This window comes from Amycolatopsis echigonensis, from assembly GCF_002846615.1.
In the GTDB taxonomy this organism is placed as follows: domain Bacteria; phylum Actinomycetota; class Actinomycetes; order Mycobacteriales; family Pseudonocardiaceae; genus Amycolatopsis; species Amycolatopsis echigonensis.
In genome coordinates this window covers 7799512-7814944 of record NZ_PJMY01000003.1, presented here as the reverse complement: position 1 = coordinate 7814944, position 15433 = coordinate 7799512, and the positions used below count along the sequence as shown (strand labels likewise).

Genomic DNA, 15433 nt, shown 5'->3' with positions numbered 1-15433 from the left:
CGTGGCACGACCCAAGGACCAGGCGAAGCGGCGCGACGAGCTGGTGGCGGCGGCCGCCCGAGCGATCCGGGCGCGGGGGCTGGCCGGCCTCCGCGTGCGCGACGTCGCCGAGGAAGCCGGGCTGTCGGCGGGCTCGGTCAGCTACTACTACCCGGACCTCGACGATCTGCTGTTCGAGCTGCACCGCGACGCGGTGGACCGGTTCTACTGGGCGCGAGCGCACGCGGCGGAGGCGGAGGGCGATCCGGTCCGGCGGCTGGTGCGGCTGGTCGACGCGGGGCTTCCCGCCGGGGAAGGCGATCCGCTGGGCCGGGTGCTGTACGAAATGCACGTCCACGCGGCGCGCAACCCGGCGCACGCGGTGCTGATGACGGCGCTGTGGGACCGCGAGGTGTCGCTGTACTCGGCCGCGCTCGCGCACGGGCGGGACACCGGCGTCTTCAAGCTGCGCTCGCCCGCAGCGGACATCGCGGCGAACGCGGTGGCGCTGGAGGACGCCTACGGTCTGCATCTGGCCGGGCGCAACACCAGCTTGTCCGCAGCCCGGACGCGCGAGCTGCTGCTGGGATATCTGGCCGCGGAAACCGGACGCGATCTCGGTCAGGCGTAGGCCGTCCAGACCGTCTTGAGGCCGGTGTACTTGTCGAACGAATGCAGGGAAAGGTCGCGGCCGAAGCCGGACTGTTTGAAGCCGCCGAACGGGGTCGCGACGCTGAGCGCGTCCACTGTGTTCACCGAGACCGTCCCGGCGTGGATTGCGTCCGAGAGGCGATGTGCGCGGGCGAGGTCGCGGGTCCAGACTGACGCGGCGAGGCCGTATGCCGTGTCGTTCGCCAGCCTGATCGCGTCCGCTTCAGTCTCAAAGGACTGCGTCGCGAGCACGGGTCCGAATAGTTCGTCGGTGACCAGCGGATCGTCGGCGCGCAGGTCAGTCACGACGGTCGGGTCCAGGAACGCGCCCCGGCGAGTTCCGCCGGCGACAACGGTTCCGCTGCTGGCCTCGACGGCGGCCAGCACCCGCGCCGCCGCGTTCTCGTCGATCATCGGACCCAGTTTCGTGGCCGGGTCCAGCGGATCGCCGGGCACCCACGCGGCGACCTTCTCCCGCAGGCGGGCGAGGAATTCGCCGGCTGCCGCGGCCTGGACGAGGAGGCGGGTCGTCGCCGAGCAGACCTGGCCGGAGTTCGCGCAGAAACCGAACGCGACCAGGTCCGCGGCGGCGTCGAGGTCCGCGTCGGCGAACACCGCGACCGGGCTCTTGCCGCCGCATTCGAGCCAGACCTGTTTGAGGTTCGACTCCCCGGCGTAGCGCAGGAACAGCCCGCCCACCGGTGTCGACCCGGTGAAAGCGAGGACGTCGACGTCCGGATGCCGTCCGAGCGCCTGGCCCGCGGTCTCGCCGAAGCCCGGCACGACGTTGAGCACCCCGTCCGGAATCCCCGCCTCCGCGGCGAGTTCTCCCAGCCGCAGGGCGGACAGCGGGGATTGCTCGGCGGGTTTGAGGACGACGCTGTTGCCCGCGGCCAATGCCGGAGCAAGTTTCCACCCGGCGATGTCGAGCGGGAAGTTCCACGGCACGACCGCGCCTACCACCCCGAGCGGCACGCGCCGGATCGCGGCGAAGGCGCCCGGGGGCGCGGGCGCGACCTCGTCGTAGCGTTTGTCGAGAGCTTCGGCGTGCCAGGCGAAACACTCGGCGGTCGCGGGCACGTCCTGGCCGAACGTGTCCGAGATCGGGCGACCGACGTCGAGGGTGTCGCAGAGCGCCAGTTCCCGTCCGTGCGCACCGATGAGATCGGCCAGTCTCCGCAGGCGCTTCTTGCGTTCGGCGATGGCGAGCCGGGACCAGCGGCCGTCCTCGAACGCTCGCCGCGCGGCGGCGACCGCGGCGTCGATCTCGTCTCGGCCGCATTCGGCCACGTGGGCGACCGGGTGCCCGGTGGCCGGGTTGACAGTGGCGAAAGTCCTGCCGGACTTGGCGTCGAGCCAATCACCGTCCACAAAGGCCGCAGTACGGGGGCGCAATCGCGCAGCCTCGTGCACCCAGTCGCCGTGGTTCATTCTCGGAACCGCCTTTCGTCGTTTCCGCTCACTATCGCCATGTGCCGCGGTGCGGGAAAGCAGAGCTTTTCGCTGCCGTGCATCAGGCGAATCGATGCAAGGTCACTGCGTCAGCTCCCACAGCGATGCCCACTGCTCGGCAGTCAAGTCGCGGGGGAGTGCCTGCGGCGACAGGCGGTTGCGGGCCAGCCAGGCGCGCGCCGTGCGGGCGCTGACGCGACCGGTGCGGGGAAGGATCCCGCCCAGCCCGCGGCCGCGTCCGGTGAAGACTGCGCGGACGAACTTCTGGTACTCCGCCTGATCAGGGACGAGCGGGTCCGTGCGGCGGGTGATCACGAGTATTCCGCCGTCCACGGCCGGGCGAGGGCGGAACGCGTGCGCCGGGACCCGGGCCGGGACGGCGAATTCGAACCACGGCCACCAGGCAGCGGTCATCTGGGAGGCGCCGCCGATTCCGGCCCGGCGGCGGGCGACTTCCCATTGCACCAGCAGCACGGCGAGTTCCCAGTGCGGCTGCCGGAACTGCCGCCGCAGGGTCGCGGTGGTGAGGTGGAAGGGAAGATTGCCGACGACGGTGTGCGGAACGTCGGGCAGCCGGTGCCGGAGCAGATCGCCGTGGACGACTTTGACGTGGTCGCCCGTGTGCCGCGCCAGGCGGCGGGCGCGGCGGGGATCGAGTTCGACCGCGGTCAGCGGACGGCCGGTGCGGCTGAGCGGGAGGGTCAGCGCACCGTCGCCCGCGGCGAGTTCCACGAGGGGACCGGTCGTGCGGGCGGCGGCAGCGCAGACAGCGGCGATGACGGCGGGGTCGGCGAGGAAGTTCTGGCCGAGTTCGTGCCGTCCGCCGAAAGGTCGGGCAGACATGAGGATGCGGACTCCGCGCATGAGGAAGCGACCCGGGGGCCAGGAAAGGCGGCCCGGACGGACAACGGGGGAGAGCGCGGCGGAGCGGTGTGCGTCCGGCGCTCAGGCGTTGCGGAGACGAGTCACTGCGTATGCGGCGAAAGCGGCACCCATGGGCGAAAGCCTAGCCGACCGGCGCGACCGGCCGCATCCGAGTTTTCCCGCCGGGCCGCGCGAGCTCGCGGGAATGGGGCCGCGCCTTTCCGGGATCCGGCAGCTGAACAATTTTCGCCAATTCCGGCGGGAACCGCCTTCGCGCGGTCCTCTCGTGACGGAACTACCCGCTGATCACGGCCCGCAAACTGACACGAAACGGGGTCGCTCGGCTGAGGGGTGCGGACCTTGCGCGGCACTTTGACCAGCCGGACAGTGGGAACCGAAGCACGAAATCCGATTCGGGAAATGGAGTGGATCCATGGTACGCGCAATCCAGCCGCAGGATCTCGTCGACAGCACCGTGGTGGACAATGCGGGCAGCAAGATCGGCAAGGTCGGAACGGTTTATCTCGCCGACGACACGCGGCGGCCGGAGTGGGTGACGGTGAAAACCGGGCTGTTCGGCCAGAAGGAGAGCTTCGTGCCGCTGTCCGGTGCGGGCATGGAGAACGACGGCCTGCACGTCCAGGTCGCGAAGGACCAGGTGTCCGAGGCTCCGCGCATCGACGCCGAGGGCCACCTTTCCGAAAAGGAAAGCGCCGAGCTGTACAAGTACTACGGCTTGCCGACGCCGCGCGCGACTGGCGAGAACGCCCAGAACCGCGGCCGTGACGCGGCGGCAGGTGGCGCCGCGGGCGGTGCGGCAGGCGGTGCCGCGGGCCGTGGGCGCGAGGCTGCGATGGGCGGCACCGCTGGCCGCGGGCAGCCGACCGGCCAGGAGACCGCCGCGGCCAAGGGCGGACGGCACGACGCGTCCGGCCGAGGCGACGTGGTCCGTTCCGAGGAACGCCTGCGGGTCGGCACCGAACAGGTCGAAACCGGCCACGTCCGGCTGCGCAAGTACGTCGTGACCGAGGACGAGCAGGTGACCGTGCCGGTCACGCACGAGGAAGTGCGCGTCGAGCGCGAGCCGATCACCGACGCCAAGGCGGCCGGCCGGGCCGAAATCGGCGAGACGGAGCAGGACGTCGTGCTGCACGCCGAAAAGCCGGTGGTGCAGAAGGAAACCGTGCCGGTGGAGCGGGTGCGCCTCGGCACCGAGCAGGTCACCGAGGAGCAGACTGTCGAGGGGAAGGTCCGCAAGGAGCGGATCGACATCGACGACGACAGCCGGCGGGGCAAGAAGTCCTGACGCGCCCGCGACGCCGCTGTCTCCCGCCGGATCGATTCCGGGCGGGAGACAGCGGGCGCGCCCGGCTAGCGCCGCGAGCGGCTGGCTTTGAGGAATTCCCGGTTGAGGTTCGCGATGCTCGTCAGCGGGATGCCCTTGGGACACGACACGACGCATTCGCCGGTGTTCGTGCACCCGCCGAAATCCGCCGCGTCCATGGTTTCCACCATGTCGAGCACCCGCTGGGCGCGTTCCGGCTGCCCCTGCGGCAGGGAGTTCAGGTGCGCCGCCTTCGCCGCGGTGAACAGCATGGCCGACCCGTTCGGGCACGCCGCCACGCAGGCGCCGCAGCCGATGCAGGTCGCGTTGTCGAAGGCGAGGTCCGCGTCCGGCTTGGGCACCGGTGTCGCGTGCGCCTCGGGGGCGCTGCCGGTCGGGGCGGTGACGTAGCCGCCCGCCTCGATGATCCGGTCGAACGCCGAGCGGTCGACCACCAGGTCCTTGATCACCGGGAAACCCTTGGCGCGCCAGGGTTCCACGTCCAGCACGTCGCCGTCGCGGAACGAACGCAGGTGCAGCTGGCAGGTGGTGGTGCGTTCCGGGCCGTGCGCGCGTCCGTTGATCACCACGCCGCACGAGCCGCAGATGCCTTCGCGGCAGTCGTGGTCGAACGCGATCGGCTCGGCGCCGTCCTCGATGAGATCCTGGTTGAGGACGTCGAGGAGTTCCAGGAAGGACATGTCCGGGCTGGCGTCGTCGACCGGGTAGTCGACCAGCCTGCCGTCGTCGTCCGGGCCGGACTGGCGCCAGACCCGCAGGGTGAGTTTCATGTGTAGCTCCGCTGGGTGGGGTGGACGTGCTCGAAGTCCAGGAATTCCTGGTGGAGCACCGGGTGTTCGCCGTGCTCCCAGGCCGAGACGTACGAGAACCGCTCGTCGTCGCGCTGGGCCTCGCCGTCTTCGGTTTGGTGTTCCTCGCGGAAATGGCCGCCGCACGATTCCTCGCGCACCAGAGCGTCGAGCAGCAGCAGTTCGGCGAGTTCCAGGAAATCGGCGACGCGACCGGCTTTTTCCAGTTCCTGGTTCAGTTCGGCGCCGGTGCCCGGGACGCGGACGTCCCGCCAGAATTCGGCGCGCAGTTCCGGAATGCGGTCGAGTGCTTTCCGCAGGCCTTCGGCGGACCGGGACATTCCGCAGTGGTCCCACATCAGGTGGCCCAGTTCGCGGTGGAACGAGTCCACGCTGCGCGTGCCGCGCACGGACAGCAGCCGTTCGAGCCGGTCGCGCACCGCGGTTTCGGCTTGGGCGACCACCGGATCGGCCGGGTCAAGTGCGGGGAAGCTGCTCCGCGCGATGTAGTCGTTGAGCGTGGCCGGGAGCACGAAGTAGCCGTCGGCGAGGCCCTGCATCAGCGCGGACGCACCGAGCCGGTTCGCGCCGTGGTCGGAGAAGTTGGCCTCGCCGATCACGAACAGGCCGGGCACGGTGCTCTGCAGGTCGTAGTCGACCCACAGACCGCCCATCGTGTAGTGGATCGCCGGGTAGATCCGCATCGGGACCTCGTACGGGTTCTCCGCGGTGATCCGCTCGTACATGTCGAACAGGTTGCCGTACTTGGCTTCCACCGCAGGGCGGCCCATCCGCTCGATCGCGTCCGCGAAGTCGAGGTACACGCCGAGCCCGCCGGGACCGACGCCGAACCCGGCGTCGCAGACGTTCTTGGCCGCCCGGGAGGCGATGTCGCGCGGGACCAGGTTGCCGAAGCTCGGGTACATCCGCTCGAGGTAGTAGTCCCGTTCGGACTCCGGGATCTCCCGCGGCGGACGCGGGTCGCGCGGCTGCTTCGGGACCCAGATCCGGCCGTCGTTGCGCAGCGATTCGCTCATCAGCGTCAGCTTCGACTGATGCTCGCCCGAGCGCGGGATGCAGGTCGGGTGGATCTGCGTGAAGCACGGGTTCGCGAAGTACGCGCCGCGTTTGTGCGCCCGCCAGATCGCGGTGGCATTGGAGCCTTTCGCGTTGGTGGACAGGTAGAAGACGTTGCCGTAGCCGCCGGTCGCGAGGACGACGGCGTCCGCGAGATGCGTGGTCACCTCGCCGGTCACCAGGTCGCGCGCGACGATCCCGCGCGCCCGGCCGTCGGACACGATCAGGTCCAGCATCTCCGTCCGCGGGTGCATCTCCACGCCGCCGGCGTCGATCTGCCGCGCCAGCGCCTGGTACGCGCCGAGCAGCAGCTGCTGTCCGGTCTGGCCGCGCGCGTAGAAGGTGCGCTGCACCTGGACGCCGCCGAACGAGCGGGTGTCGAGCAACCCGCCGTACTCGCGGGCGAACGGCACGCCCTGCGCCACCGCCTGGTCGATGATCTGCGTCGACACCTGCGCCAGCCGGTACACATTGGACTCCCGGGACCGGAAGTCGCCGCCCTTCACCGTGTCGTAGAAGAGCCGGTAGACCGAATCGCCGTCGTTGCGGTAGTTCTTCGCGGCGTTGATGCCGCCCTGCGCGGCGACTGAGTGTGCGCGCCGCGGCGAGTCCTGGAAACAGAACTGGACCACGTGGTAGCCCTGTTCGGCGAGCGTCGCGCCGGCGGACGCCCCGGCGAGGCCGGTGCCGACCACGATGATCCGGTGCCGCCGCCGATTGGCCGGGTTGACCAGCTTCGCGCCGAAGCGGCGGCTGTCCCAGCGGTCCTCGATCGGACCCGCCGGCGCTTGCGTGTCGGCGATCGGCTCGCCGACCGTGTAGTCGGTCATGTCAGGCCACCCATCCCGCCATCACGGCGATCGGCACGATCAGGAAGCCGCCGGTGATCACGACGGCGAGCACGGACCCGACGGTTTTGAGCGCCCGGTCGCGGGTTGTGCTGGTGATGCCGAGGGTCTGCGCGGCACTCCAGAAGCCGTGGTTGATGTGCAGGCCGAGCATCAGCAGCGCGACGATGTAGATCAGGTTGACCCACCAGACCTGGAAGTCCGCGACGATGTTGTGGTACGGATGGCCGTCGCGGAAGTCCTGGTTGGCCACGCCGACCGTGAGGTCCAGGATGTGCCACACGATGTAGAGCGCGAGCGTCGCGCCGCCCCAGCGCATGGTGTGCGTCGCGAAGCTGGCCTTGCGCCGCTGCCCGTGCGCGTACTTCACCGGGCGGGCTTGCCGGTCCCGTTTGGACAGTTGCACCGCCGCGACGACGTGCAGCACCAACGCGATGACGAGCACGACTCGCTGGATCGAGAGGTACCAGGCGTTCTGCAGCACCGGTTCGCCGATGGTGCGAAGCCAGGCCGCGTAGTCGTCGAAGTGCCGCGGTCCCAGGAAGACCTTGAGGTTCCCGGCCATGTGCACGAACAGGAACGCGACGAACATCAGCCCGGTGACGGCCATGACGACCTTCTTGCCGATGGTCGAACGCCAGAAGGTCACCAGCGCCGGGCGACGGCGGGGCGGAGCGGGTGCGAGTGCCACGCCTCCGACGGTAGGTCGGCGCTGACGAGAGGGCAAACACATGATTTCTCTCAAAACGAGAGGAAGTGCCTATGATGGCGGTCATGCAGTTCCAGCAGCTGGCGTATTTCCTGGCAGTGGCGGAGACGCGGCATTTCACCCGGGCCGCGGAACGCATGCGGGTGGCGCAGCCCTCGCTGTCGCAGCAGATCCGCGCCCTGGAACGGGATGTCGGCGCGGCGCTGTTCCACCGGATCCGCGGGAATGTCACGCTCACCGAGGCGGGGGAGACGCTGCTGCCGATCGCGCGCCGGATCCTCGCAGAAACGGAATCCGCGTACCGGGCAATCCGGGAACTGGACGAACTGGGCCGCGGCCGGGTGCGGCTCGGCGCGACCCCGAGCCTGTGCACCGGCCTGCTGCCCGCGATGCTCGCCGCGTTCCGCCGGGACTATCCGGGGATCGAGCTGGTGCTGCACGAAAGCGGGTCCCGCGACCTGCAGACCGCGCTGTCGGAAGGCGGGCTCGACCTGGCGATGATCGTGGACAGCCGCGTCCACGACGATGCGCGGCTGGAGAGCCGCGCGCTGTTCGTCGAGGACCTGGTGGTGATCTCGCCGAAGGACGCGCCCGCGCCGGTGCGCGGCCGGATGCCGATCGCCGCGCTGCGCGGCCAGCCGCTGGTGATGTTCCGGCAGGGCTACGACCTGCGCGAGGCGACCGTGGCCGCTTGCCGTGCCGAGGGCTTCGACCCGCTCTTCGCGATCGAAGGCGGCGAAATGGACGCGGTGCTGGAGCTGGTCCAAGCCGGATTGGGGCTGGCGGTCGTGCCGAGCACCGTGGTCGGGGACCGGTTCCGGCGGACGCGGTTCACCGAGCCGGGCCTGAATCGCGTGGTGCGGCTGGCGTACCGGCGGGACGTCGAGCAGCCGCGCGCCGTGCGGGCGCTCCAGGAGGCCGTGGTGCAGTACCTGGGCGGCGGGGTCGCTCGGCTGCCGCCCGGCATGCGCCCGCTCGTGGGCCGGTGATCAGCGGGCGAGGGAATCCAGCACCAGGTCGATGAGCCGCCGCGCCCGCGGTTCTTCGCAGCGCTGCGCGGAATACGCGACGCCGCCGATCAGGAGCAGGACGTCTTCGACGGGCACCTCGGACCGGAGCGTGCCGTCTTCCGCGTCGGCCGCGAGCAGTTCGCCGACGGCGTCGAGGAGCAGCTTCCGGCTGTCGAAAAGGGATCGACGCCGGACGCGATCACGGTGGTGAGCGCTTCGGACATCCCGTGCTTCGCGCTGACGTAGGCGAGGAACCGCCGCAGCCACGCCCGCATCGCTTCGGCGGCCGGGTACTGCGCGAGGAGCGCCGGCGCCTGCTCGCAAACCCCTGCGAGCTGATGCCGGTAGGCCGCGTCGACGAGGGCTTCGCGGGTCGGGAAATGCCGGTAGAGCGTGCCGACGCCGACCCCGGCTTGCTTGGCGATCGCTGCCGGCGCAGCGTCGAGCCCCTGTTCGGCGAAGGCCTGCGCGGCGACCTCCAGCAGCCGCGCACGGTTTTCGAGCGCGTCTCGCCTGGTGCGGCGCGGGGCGTCGGGCACGGGTTCCTCCGGATGGCTATCCGGAACGAATTCCGGATAAGGCCAAGCGGAACGCATTCCGAATAACCCTAGCCTCCGGGAGCTCTCGTGACGTCCGCACCTCGGCATTGCTTCGTGACCGGCGGTTCCGGCGGCCTCGGCCGTCCTCTGGTCCGGGAGGCGCTCGACCGCGGGGACTACGTGACGCGACGGCCCGGCGGCCAGAACGCGCTGCCCGCGTCGCCCCGTCTCGTCGTGGAGCGGAGAGACCTCACCCGTCCGGCCGAGGTCGCCGCCGTGATCGACCGGACGCAGCGGGCCAGGCCGGTGGACGTGGTCGTGAACAACGCCGGGTCCGCCGTCGTGGGCGCGGCCGAGGAGATGACGCCCGGGGAGATCCGCCACCAGATCGAGGCGCTGCTGCTCGCCCCGCTGCTGATCACCCGCGCGTTCCTCGGCCCGATGCGCGAGCGGGGCGGCCGCCGGATCATCCAGATCTCCAGCATGGGCGGCCAGCTCGGCTCGCCCGCGCACAGCGCGTACCACGCGGGCAAAAGGGGCCTGGAGGGATACACCGAGAGCGTCAGCCGCGAGGTCGCGGACTTCGGCATCCACCTCACCGTGGCGCAGCTCGGCGGGGCGCGGACCGGCTTCGTGCCGGCGTTGCGCTACACGACCGAAACCGAGCCCTGCCGCGACAATCCGGTCGGCCGGCCCCGGCGCTCTCTGCAGTCGCTGGAAGACAGCGACCTTCCCGGCGACCCGGCCAAGATCGCCGCGCTCCGGTACGAGACCACCCTCCAGCCGAACCCATCCCTGCGCCTTTCCCTGGGCTCGGACACCTGCTCCGCCGTCCAACGATGCACTCACCGAACGGCTGAACCGCCTTGAAGCACAACAGGAGTTGGGCGCGTCGGTCGCGTTCTGACTACATCCCGACCGATTGAGTCTCCGGCTCGATCAGGCCGACGACGCGCACCTGCTCCCGCGTGTACGGCTGCCCGATGTACTTCTTGGCCACCTCGTCGATGATCGCCCACGCCTCGTCGCCCTCGATCCATTCGGCGACCCGGCCGCGGATGGTGATCGGCTCGAACGGATTGTCCGGCGGGGTCAGGGAAATCGCCACGCGCGGGTCGCGGCGGAGATTGCGGGCCTTGCGGCTGTCCGGGCCGGTCAGGAAGACGATCCGGTCGCCGCGCGTGCCGATCCACACCGGGACGACGTGCGGCGACCCGTCCGGGAGCACGGTCGCGAGGTGGGCGATCGGGGTGCCGTCGAGGACGCGGCGGACGTCGGGATTCAGCATGGGGATTCCTTTCAGCGGAGGATTTCGTAGTGCAGGTGGGTGACGCCGGGCGCCGGGACGGCTTCGACCAGCCGCAGCCGGACGTGCTCGGGCAGCTCGCCGAAGAAGCTCCGCCCGCCGCCCAGCAGGATCGGGACCTGGTGCAGGACGAACTCGTCGACCAGCCCGGCCTTGATCGCCTCGGTGACCAGCACGCCGCCCATGAGCGCGACGTCCTTGCCGCCCGCCGCGGCCCGCGCGCCCGCGACGGCCTCTTCGACGCTGGTCGCCTGGGTCTGCGCCTCGCTCAGCTCCGGCACCGGCTGGTGGCTGACCACGAACAACGGCGCGGTCGGATGCGGACCACTGCCGCCGAAGTGGCTTGAATGGTCGTAGGTGGCGTGCCCGACGACGGTCGCCCCGACGCGGGCGGCGAGCGAGTCGAAAACCCGGGCGCTGGGCTCGGAAAGGCTGAATCCGTCGAAGACTTTGCTCGGGGTGTCGCCGGTGAAGTACCAGTCGAACAGCGCCCCGGCGTCGCCGAGCCCGCTCCCGACCTCGTCGGCCCCCTCCGGGCGGCGGCCGCTGATGTAGCCGTCGACCGAGACGGAGAGGGCGCTGAACACCTTGGTCATGATGCTCCTTAGTAGTCGTTCACAGAGCCTGGGGAAAGTCGAAAACCCGAAGCGGGTCGTACCTGTTCTTGAGCGCGGCGAGTCTGGGGTAGTTGTCCGCGTGGTACGCCCGGGCCGGATCCTCGAGCGCGAGGTCCGGAAAGTTCGGGTAAACCCGGCCGGAGCCCTCCGCGTGCGCCGCGCGCCACGCCTCGTCCACCCACGGATCGCCCGGGTCGCCGACCTGTTCCAGCAGAAACCGCTCGCCGCGATGGGCGAACGCGGTCGCTTCCTCCGCGACCCGGTGGTACGCCCCGCCCATCGCCGTGAACGCCAGCCGCCGGTTTCCGGTCAGCTGATCGAGCAGCTGGCTCGTGGTGCGGTCCGACAGCGTGCGGGAGAAGAACTCCGACCGGACCCGGCGGCTCCCGCCGACCGGGTCCAGCACGCTGAAGGTCGGCTTCACCATGCTGTAGGGAACATCCAGTCGGAGGTCTATTGCATACAGAACACCGGCCCGCGCGGTGAGCTCCCTGAGCAGCTCCTCGGTCTCGGCGGGCGGCAGGGTGGAGGCGCCGAAGAGCGTCGTGCGTCCGGTTTGGACGGTGAGGTTCGCGGTCAATCCGTCGGGCGCGTCGGGCGCCCAGTCCTGCCATGCCGGGACGAGGTTTTGCGGTGCCGGCCAGTGTCCCTCGATCCGGCAGACCGACGGCTCCGGCACGGTCGCGAACCGCAGCTCCGTGACGATGCCGAACTGTCCGCCGCCCGCGCCGCGCAACGCCCAGAACAGCTCGGATTCCCGGTGTTCGCCGCACTCCACGACACTCCGGTCGGCGAGCACCACCTGCGCGCCGACGAGCCGGTCGCAGGTCAGCCCGTACTGGCGGCCGAGAATGCCGATCCCGCCGCCGAGCGTCAGCCCCGCGATGCCGACCGTGTCGCCGCAGCCAGCTGGAATCGTCCGACCCTCGCCGTGCAGCGCCGCGTACACCGCTCCCAGCCGCGCGCCAGCACCGATCGTCGCCACGCCGGTGTCGTCGACCGTGATCCGGTCCAGCCCGGACAGCTCCACGACGATCCCGTCGGCCGGACACCGGTTCACGAAGCAATGCCCGCCACCGCGCGGCACGATGCGTGCGCCGGTCTCCGCCGCGTAAGCCATGGCTTGAACGACATCGGAGACCGACCGGCACCGAAGCACCAACCGTGGACCGGCCTCGGTGCCCGGCGAGCCAGGGGAGAAGCCGTCTTGCGAGGTCAGGTCGATCACGGAGCTGACGCTAGGCTTCGCGGCGCTGCTGTTCTTGAACGAAACGCGCATGCCTGCTGAGCGCCGTGGCGTTCCGCGCGGGATAGCCTGAGCGCGTTCGGAGGTGGTTGACGGTGCCGTTGTGGTTCGAGGATTTCGCGGTGATGGGCGCGGACGAGGCCCTCGTTTCGCCCGGCCGCACGGTGACCGAAGCGGACGTGGTCTCGTTCGCCGCCACGACCGGCGATTACAACCCGATGCACACCGACGCGGTCGCCGCGGCGGAAGGGCGCTTCGGCGAACGGGTCGCGCACGGCGCGCTCGGGTTGTCGTGGTGCCTCGGCCTCAGTTCGCGGACCGGCGCGTTCGAGGGCTCGGCGCTGGCGTTGCTGGGTATCGAGAACTGGGAGTTCCGGGCACCGCTGCGGTTCGGCGACACCGTGCACACGAGGGCGCGGGTGACCGGCGCGCGGATGACCGGCCGCGGCGATGCCGGGGTCGTCCGGGTGCGGTACGACCTGGTGACCCAGGACGGCGTCGTCGCGCAGACCGGCCTGATGTCCTACCTGGTCCGCACTCGCCCCTGACGCGCGTTCAGCCGAAGTCCGGGGCGATCATCACGTGCACCGCGTCCTCCCCGGGCACGCGTCCGGCCAACGTCTCCACGGCTCGCGCGACGGAGTCGAGGCCGAAGGTGTGGGTGTGCATCCGCTCGAGCGGGTACTTGCCCGCTTCGATGAGCCGGAGTGCGGGTTCGAACGCGCGGATGTCTTGCGACCACAGGCCTTTCACGGTGAGTTCCTTGGTGATGACCGCGTCCGGCAGGAAGCCCGGCACGGTCGCGCCGGAGCCTTTGACCCCGGCCAGCACGACGGTCGCGCCGGGTTTGGCGACCGCGATCGCGTCCACAATGGGTTGAGTCGAGACCGCGGTGACGTCCACGACCACGTCGGTTCCTTCGCCGCCGGTGTGCTCGAAGACGGCCGCGACGGTGTCTTCCTGGTCGGCGACCACGGCGACGTCGGCGCCGAAAAGCTTGGCCAGTTCCAGTTTGTGCGCGTCGCGCGCCAGGCCGGTCACGATGATCCGGCCGGCTCCGGCGTCGCGGGCGGCGACGACGCCGGCCAGCCCGCGCTGCCCGCAGCCGAGGATGACCACGGTGTCTCCGCTGCGCAACCCGGAATCGTGGGCGAACCAGCGTATCCCGGCGGCCATCGGTTGATAGAGCGCGGCCAGTTCCAGGGGCAGATCGTCGCGGAGCTTGTGCAGCACGGTGCGGGGGTGCAAGTACAGGTATTCGGCGTAGCCGCCCCACAAGCTCGGCGTCAGCGAGGTCGGCAGGTAGCCGTAGGCATTGATGGCCGCGCCGTTGCCGGATCCCTTGCAGCGGCGGTAAGAACCGGTGAGGCAGGCCCGGCAGGAACCGCAGCCGAGCACCGGTTCGACCGCGACCCGGTCTCCGGTGCGCACGCCCCAGCGGCGGGCGGCCTCAGAACCGATCTCGGCGACGGTCCCGATCGGTTCGTGGCCGGGGATGACCGGATAGGTCACGCCGAGCGCGGCGAATCCGCCGTCGTACTGTTCGACGTCGCTGCCGCACATGCCGCAGGCGTCCACCCGCAGGAGCGCTTCCTCGGGGCCGATCCGGGGCACGGCGAACTCTTCGATCTCGAAGCGCCGGTCGGCGACCTGCACCGCGGCGCGGGCTTTCATTTCGCTCCCATCAGGTCCGAGCGGCCGGGGCCGGTGACGAAATCGGCGTCACGGCGGGCGCCCTGGACGAACGCTCCGCTGGCGACACTGCCCAGCGCCCACGGGGCGAGCACGGTGGAACCGCTCCAGTCGTGGACCATCTGCCGGTAGGCGATGCGCCAGCTTCCGTCGCGTCGTTCGACGCGGTCGACGTAGCGGCCGCAGAAGACGTTGATCTCGTCCTGGTCCTTCTGTTTCTGGAAGGTCAGCACGATCGCCTCGGAGAACGCTCGGTCGCCGTCGAGTTCGACGAGGTGGTTGGCGACCGTGTGCGTTGTCCATTCCGTAGTCGCGAGTTTCGCCGCGACGATCCGGTCCGCGAACTCCCAGGCCGGGCCCGCGTCCGCGCCGTGGTTGTCGTAGGCGTCCGGCCAGAACGCCTGTTTGACCAGTTCGGCGTCGCACCGGTCGATGCCGCGGCAGTAGCCGAGCAGCAGGTCGGCGATTTCCTGTTTCGCGGCCAGTTCTTCGTGGGTCAGCATGTCAGGCCTCCTTCGGGCGGGGCGAGAGTTCGGCGCCGTAGTAGCCCGCGGTCCAGCCGCCGTCGACGGGGATCACGGTGCCGTTGACGAACCGGGCTTGCGGGCCGCACAGGAACACGACCGGTTCGGCGATCTCCGCCGGGCAGCACCAGCGCCGCATCGGGGTGTTGGCGCGGATCGAGGCGGTCATGCCGGCGGAGTGGAAGAACGAACTGGTCATCGGGGTTTCGACGACGCCGGGCGCGACGGCGTTGCACCGGATGCCCTGGTCGCCGCACTCGACGGCGATGACCTTCGTCAGCATGATCAAGCCCGCTTTGGCGCTGCTGTAAGCGGCGCGGTCGCGGAACGCGGCGAGCCCGGCCATCGAGGCGATGTTGACGATTTTGCCGCCGCCCTGGGCGATCATGCCTGGAATGGCCGCGCGCGCCAGCGTGAACGACGCGACGAGGTCGATGTCGAGGGTGCGCCGCCACTGTTCGGGAGTGAGGTCGAGCAGCGGGAGCACTTCGCGGACCCCGGCGTTGTTGACCAGGATGTCCAGTCCGCCGAAGTGCTCGCGCACCCGGCCCGGCAGTTCGGCGGTCTGCCGGTCGTCGGCGAGATCGGCCGCGAAGGAGGCGAGGTCGTCTCCTGGACCCAGTTCGGCCGTGGTCCATTCGAGCGAGGCTTCGTCGACGTCGGCCAGCGCGATCCGCGCCCCGGCGGCGCGCAACGCCCGGCAGATTTCCGTCCCGATCGCGCCCCCGGCTCCGGTGACGAGCGCGATTTCCCCGTCCGCTGAGGTCATGGCGGCTCCCTTCGTCC

18 protein-coding genes are annotated in these 15433 nt (G+C 70.3%); 5 read left to right on the top strand and 13 right to left on the bottom strand.

Going from position 1 to position 15433, the window contains the following annotated elements:
• The first annotated feature begins 1 nt into the window (after position 1).
• On the top strand, positions 2 to 610 hold the full coding sequence (locus tag ATK30_RS41885) for a TetR/AcrR family transcriptional regulator (protein WP_208637567.1): 609 nt from the start codon (positions 2 to 4) through the stop codon (positions 608 to 610).
• Here the strand turns inward: ATK30_RS41885 and ATK30_RS41880 are convergent.
• On the bottom strand, positions 601 to 2061 hold the full coding sequence (locus tag ATK30_RS41880) for an aldehyde dehydrogenase family protein (RefSeq protein WP_101440212.1): 1461 nt from the start codon (positions 2059 to 2061) through the stop codon (positions 601 to 603). The genes ATK30_RS41885 and ATK30_RS41880 overlap by 10 nt on opposite strands.
• Positions 2062 to 2163: 102 nt before the next feature.
• Complete coding sequence (gene erm / locus ATK30_RS41875) at positions 2164 to 2925, bottom strand: 23S ribosomal RNA methyltransferase Erm (protein WP_101440211.1); 762 nt, start codon at positions 2923 to 2925, stop codon at positions 2164 to 2166.
• 454 nt (positions 2926 to 3379) lie between these two features.
• Here erm and ATK30_RS41870 point away from each other — a divergent pair, with 454 nt between their 5' ends.
• Positions 3380 to 4252 (top strand): DUF2382 domain-containing protein, encoded by an 873-nt coding sequence (locus ATK30_RS41870; protein ID WP_101440210.1) that lies wholly within the window; start codon positions 3380 to 3382, stop codon positions 4250 to 4252.
• A 65-nt stretch (positions 4253 to 4317) separates the two neighbouring features.
• On the opposite strand, the gene ATK30_RS41865 is transcribed toward ATK30_RS41870, so the two are convergent.
• Genes ATK30_RS41865 through ATK30_RS41855 form a run of 3 tightly spaced genes read right to left on the bottom strand, consistent with a single transcriptional unit; the run spans position 4318 to position 7695 of the window.
• Positions 4318 to 5061, bottom strand: a complete 744-nt coding sequence (locus tag ATK30_RS41865) for a succinate dehydrogenase/fumarate reductase iron-sulfur subunit (protein WP_101440209.1) — start codon at positions 5059 to 5061, stop codon at positions 4318 to 4320.
• Complete coding sequence (locus tag ATK30_RS41860; RefSeq protein WP_101440208.1) at positions 5058 to 6986, bottom strand: fumarate reductase/succinate dehydrogenase flavoprotein subunit; 1929 nt, start codon at positions 6984 to 6986, stop codon at positions 5058 to 5060. The genes ATK30_RS41865 and ATK30_RS41860 overlap by 4 nt, the downstream gene beginning before the upstream one ends.
• Position 6987: 1 nt before the next feature.
• A complete protein-coding gene (locus ATK30_RS41855; RefSeq protein WP_101440207.1) occupies positions 6988 to 7695 on the bottom strand; it encodes a succinate dehydrogenase cytochrome b subunit in 708 nt (235 codons plus the stop codon).
• Positions 7696 to 7778: 83 nt separating this feature from the next.
• Here ATK30_RS41855 and ATK30_RS41850 point away from each other — a divergent pair, with 83 nt between their 5' ends.
• Positions 7779 to 8702, top strand: coding sequence for a LysR family transcriptional regulator (locus ATK30_RS41850; protein ID WP_101441352.1), 924 nt, complete (start codon positions 7779 to 7781; stop codon positions 8700 to 8702).
• On the opposite strand, the gene ATK30_RS47170 is transcribed toward ATK30_RS41850, so the two are convergent.
• Together ATK30_RS47170 and ATK30_RS41845 are read right to left on the bottom strand one after the other, a co-directional pair.
• Positions 8703 to 8861, bottom strand: coding sequence for a hypothetical protein (locus tag ATK30_RS47170; RefSeq protein ID WP_341867397.1), 159 nt, complete (start codon positions 8859 to 8861; stop codon positions 8703 to 8705). It abuts the gene before it with no gap.
• Positions 8792 to 9262 (bottom strand): TetR/AcrR family transcriptional regulator, encoded by a 471-nt coding sequence (locus tag ATK30_RS41845; protein WP_244194881.1) that lies wholly within the window; start codon positions 9260 to 9262, stop codon positions 8792 to 8794. Before ATK30_RS41845 ends, ATK30_RS47170 begins: the two co-directional genes overlap by 70 nt.
• Before the next feature lie 87 nt (positions 9263 to 9349).
• Between ATK30_RS41845 and ATK30_RS41840 the strand changes: the two genes are divergently transcribed.
• Positions 9350 to 10132, top strand: coding sequence for an SDR family NAD(P)-dependent oxidoreductase (locus ATK30_RS41840; protein ID WP_208637565.1), 783 nt, complete (start codon positions 9350 to 9352; stop codon positions 10130 to 10132).
• A 37-nt stretch (positions 10133 to 10169) separates the two neighbouring features.
• Here ATK30_RS41840 and ATK30_RS41835 read toward each other — a convergent pair whose 3' ends face one another.
• From ATK30_RS41835 to ATK30_RS41825, 3 genes are read right to left on the bottom strand one after another with little or no spacing between them, the layout of a single operon-like run.
• On the bottom strand, positions 10170 to 10550 hold the full coding sequence (locus ATK30_RS41835) for a PPOX class F420-dependent oxidoreductase (RefSeq protein WP_101440206.1): 381 nt from the start codon (positions 10548 to 10550) through the stop codon (positions 10170 to 10172).
• 11 nt (positions 10551 to 10561) lie between these two features.
• On the bottom strand, positions 10562 to 11164 hold the full coding sequence (locus ATK30_RS41830) for a dihydrofolate reductase family protein (RefSeq protein ID WP_101440205.1): 603 nt from the start codon (positions 11162 to 11164) through the stop codon (positions 10562 to 10564).
• Positions 11165 to 11183: 19 nt separating this feature from the next.
• On the bottom strand, positions 11184 to 12413 hold the full coding sequence (locus tag ATK30_RS41825) for an FAD-binding oxidoreductase (RefSeq protein WP_244194880.1): 1230 nt from the start codon (positions 12411 to 12413) through the stop codon (positions 11184 to 11186).
• A gap of 113 nt (positions 12414 to 12526) precedes the next feature.
• Here ATK30_RS41825 and ATK30_RS41820 point away from each other — a divergent pair, with 113 nt between their 5' ends.
• Positions 12527 to 12979 carry a MaoC/PaaZ C-terminal domain-containing protein gene (locus ATK30_RS41820; protein WP_101440203.1) on the top strand — a complete coding sequence of 151 codons (453 nt, stop codon included), beginning with the start codon at positions 12527 to 12529 and terminating at the stop codon, positions 12977 to 12979.
• 7 nt (positions 12980 to 12986) lie between these two features.
• On the opposite strand, the gene ATK30_RS41815 is transcribed toward ATK30_RS41820, so the two are convergent.
• Genes ATK30_RS41815 through ATK30_RS41805 form a run of 3 tightly spaced genes read right to left on the bottom strand, consistent with a single transcriptional unit; the run spans position 12987 to position 15416 of the window.
• Positions 12987 to 14105, bottom strand: coding sequence for a zinc-dependent alcohol dehydrogenase (locus tag ATK30_RS41815; RefSeq protein WP_101440202.1), 1119 nt, complete (start codon positions 14103 to 14105; stop codon positions 12987 to 12989).
• Positions 14102 to 14626, bottom strand: coding sequence for a nuclear transport factor 2 family protein (locus ATK30_RS41810; RefSeq protein WP_101440201.1), 525 nt, complete (start codon positions 14624 to 14626; stop codon positions 14102 to 14104). The genes ATK30_RS41815 and ATK30_RS41810 overlap by 4 nt, the downstream gene beginning before the upstream one ends.
• 1 nt (position 14627) lies before the next feature.
• A complete protein-coding gene (locus ATK30_RS41805) occupies positions 14628 to 15416 on the bottom strand; it encodes an SDR family NAD(P)-dependent oxidoreductase (RefSeq protein ID WP_101440200.1) in 789 nt (262 codons plus the stop codon).
• Positions 15417 to 15433 lie beyond the last annotated feature (17 nt).

What these genes read in the sequence shown, in the direction of transcription:
- ATK30_RS41835 (WP_101440206.1), bottom strand. Translation starts at nt 10,550, where the DNA reads ATGCTGAATCCCGACGTCCGCCGCGTCCTCGACGGCACCCCGATCGCC.
- ATK30_RS41865 (WP_101440209.1), bottom strand. Translation starts at nt 5,061, where the DNA reads ATGAAACTCACCCTGCGGGTCTGGCGCCAGTCCGGCCCGGACGACGAC.
- ATK30_RS41880 (WP_101440212.1), bottom strand. Translation starts at nt 2,061, where the DNA reads ATGAACCACGGCGACTGGGTGCACGAGGCTGCGCGATTGCGCCCCCGT.
- ATK30_RS41830 (WP_101440205.1), bottom strand. Translation starts at nt 11,164, where the DNA reads ATGACCAAGGTGTTCAGCGCCCTCTCCGTCTCGGTCGACGGCTACATC.
- ATK30_RS41860 (WP_101440208.1), bottom strand. Translation starts at nt 6,986, where the DNA reads ATGACCGACTACACGGTCGGCGAGCCGATCGCCGACACGCAAGCGCCG.
- ATK30_RS41870 (WP_101440210.1), top strand. Translation starts at nt 3,380, where the DNA reads ATGGTACGCGCAATCCAGCCGCAGGATCTCGTCGACAGCACCGTGGTG.
- ATK30_RS41815 (WP_101440202.1), bottom strand. Translation starts at nt 14,105, where the DNA reads ATGAAAGCCCGCGCCGCGGTGCAGGTCGCCGACCGGCGCTTCGAGATC.
- ATK30_RS41810 (WP_101440201.1), bottom strand. Translation starts at nt 14,626, where the DNA reads ATGCTGACCCACGAAGAACTGGCCGCGAAACAGGAAATCGCCGACCTG.
- erm (WP_101440211.1), bottom strand. Translation starts at nt 2,925, where the DNA reads ATGTCTGCCCGACCTTTCGGCGGACGGCACGAACTCGGCCAGAACTTC.
- ATK30_RS41805 (WP_101440200.1), bottom strand. Translation starts at nt 15,416, where the DNA reads ATGACCTCAGCGGACGGGGAAATCGCGCTCGTCACCGGAGCCGGGGGC.
- ATK30_RS41850 (WP_101441352.1), top strand. Translation starts at nt 7,779, where the DNA reads ATGCAGTTCCAGCAGCTGGCGTATTTCCTGGCAGTGGCGGAGACGCGG.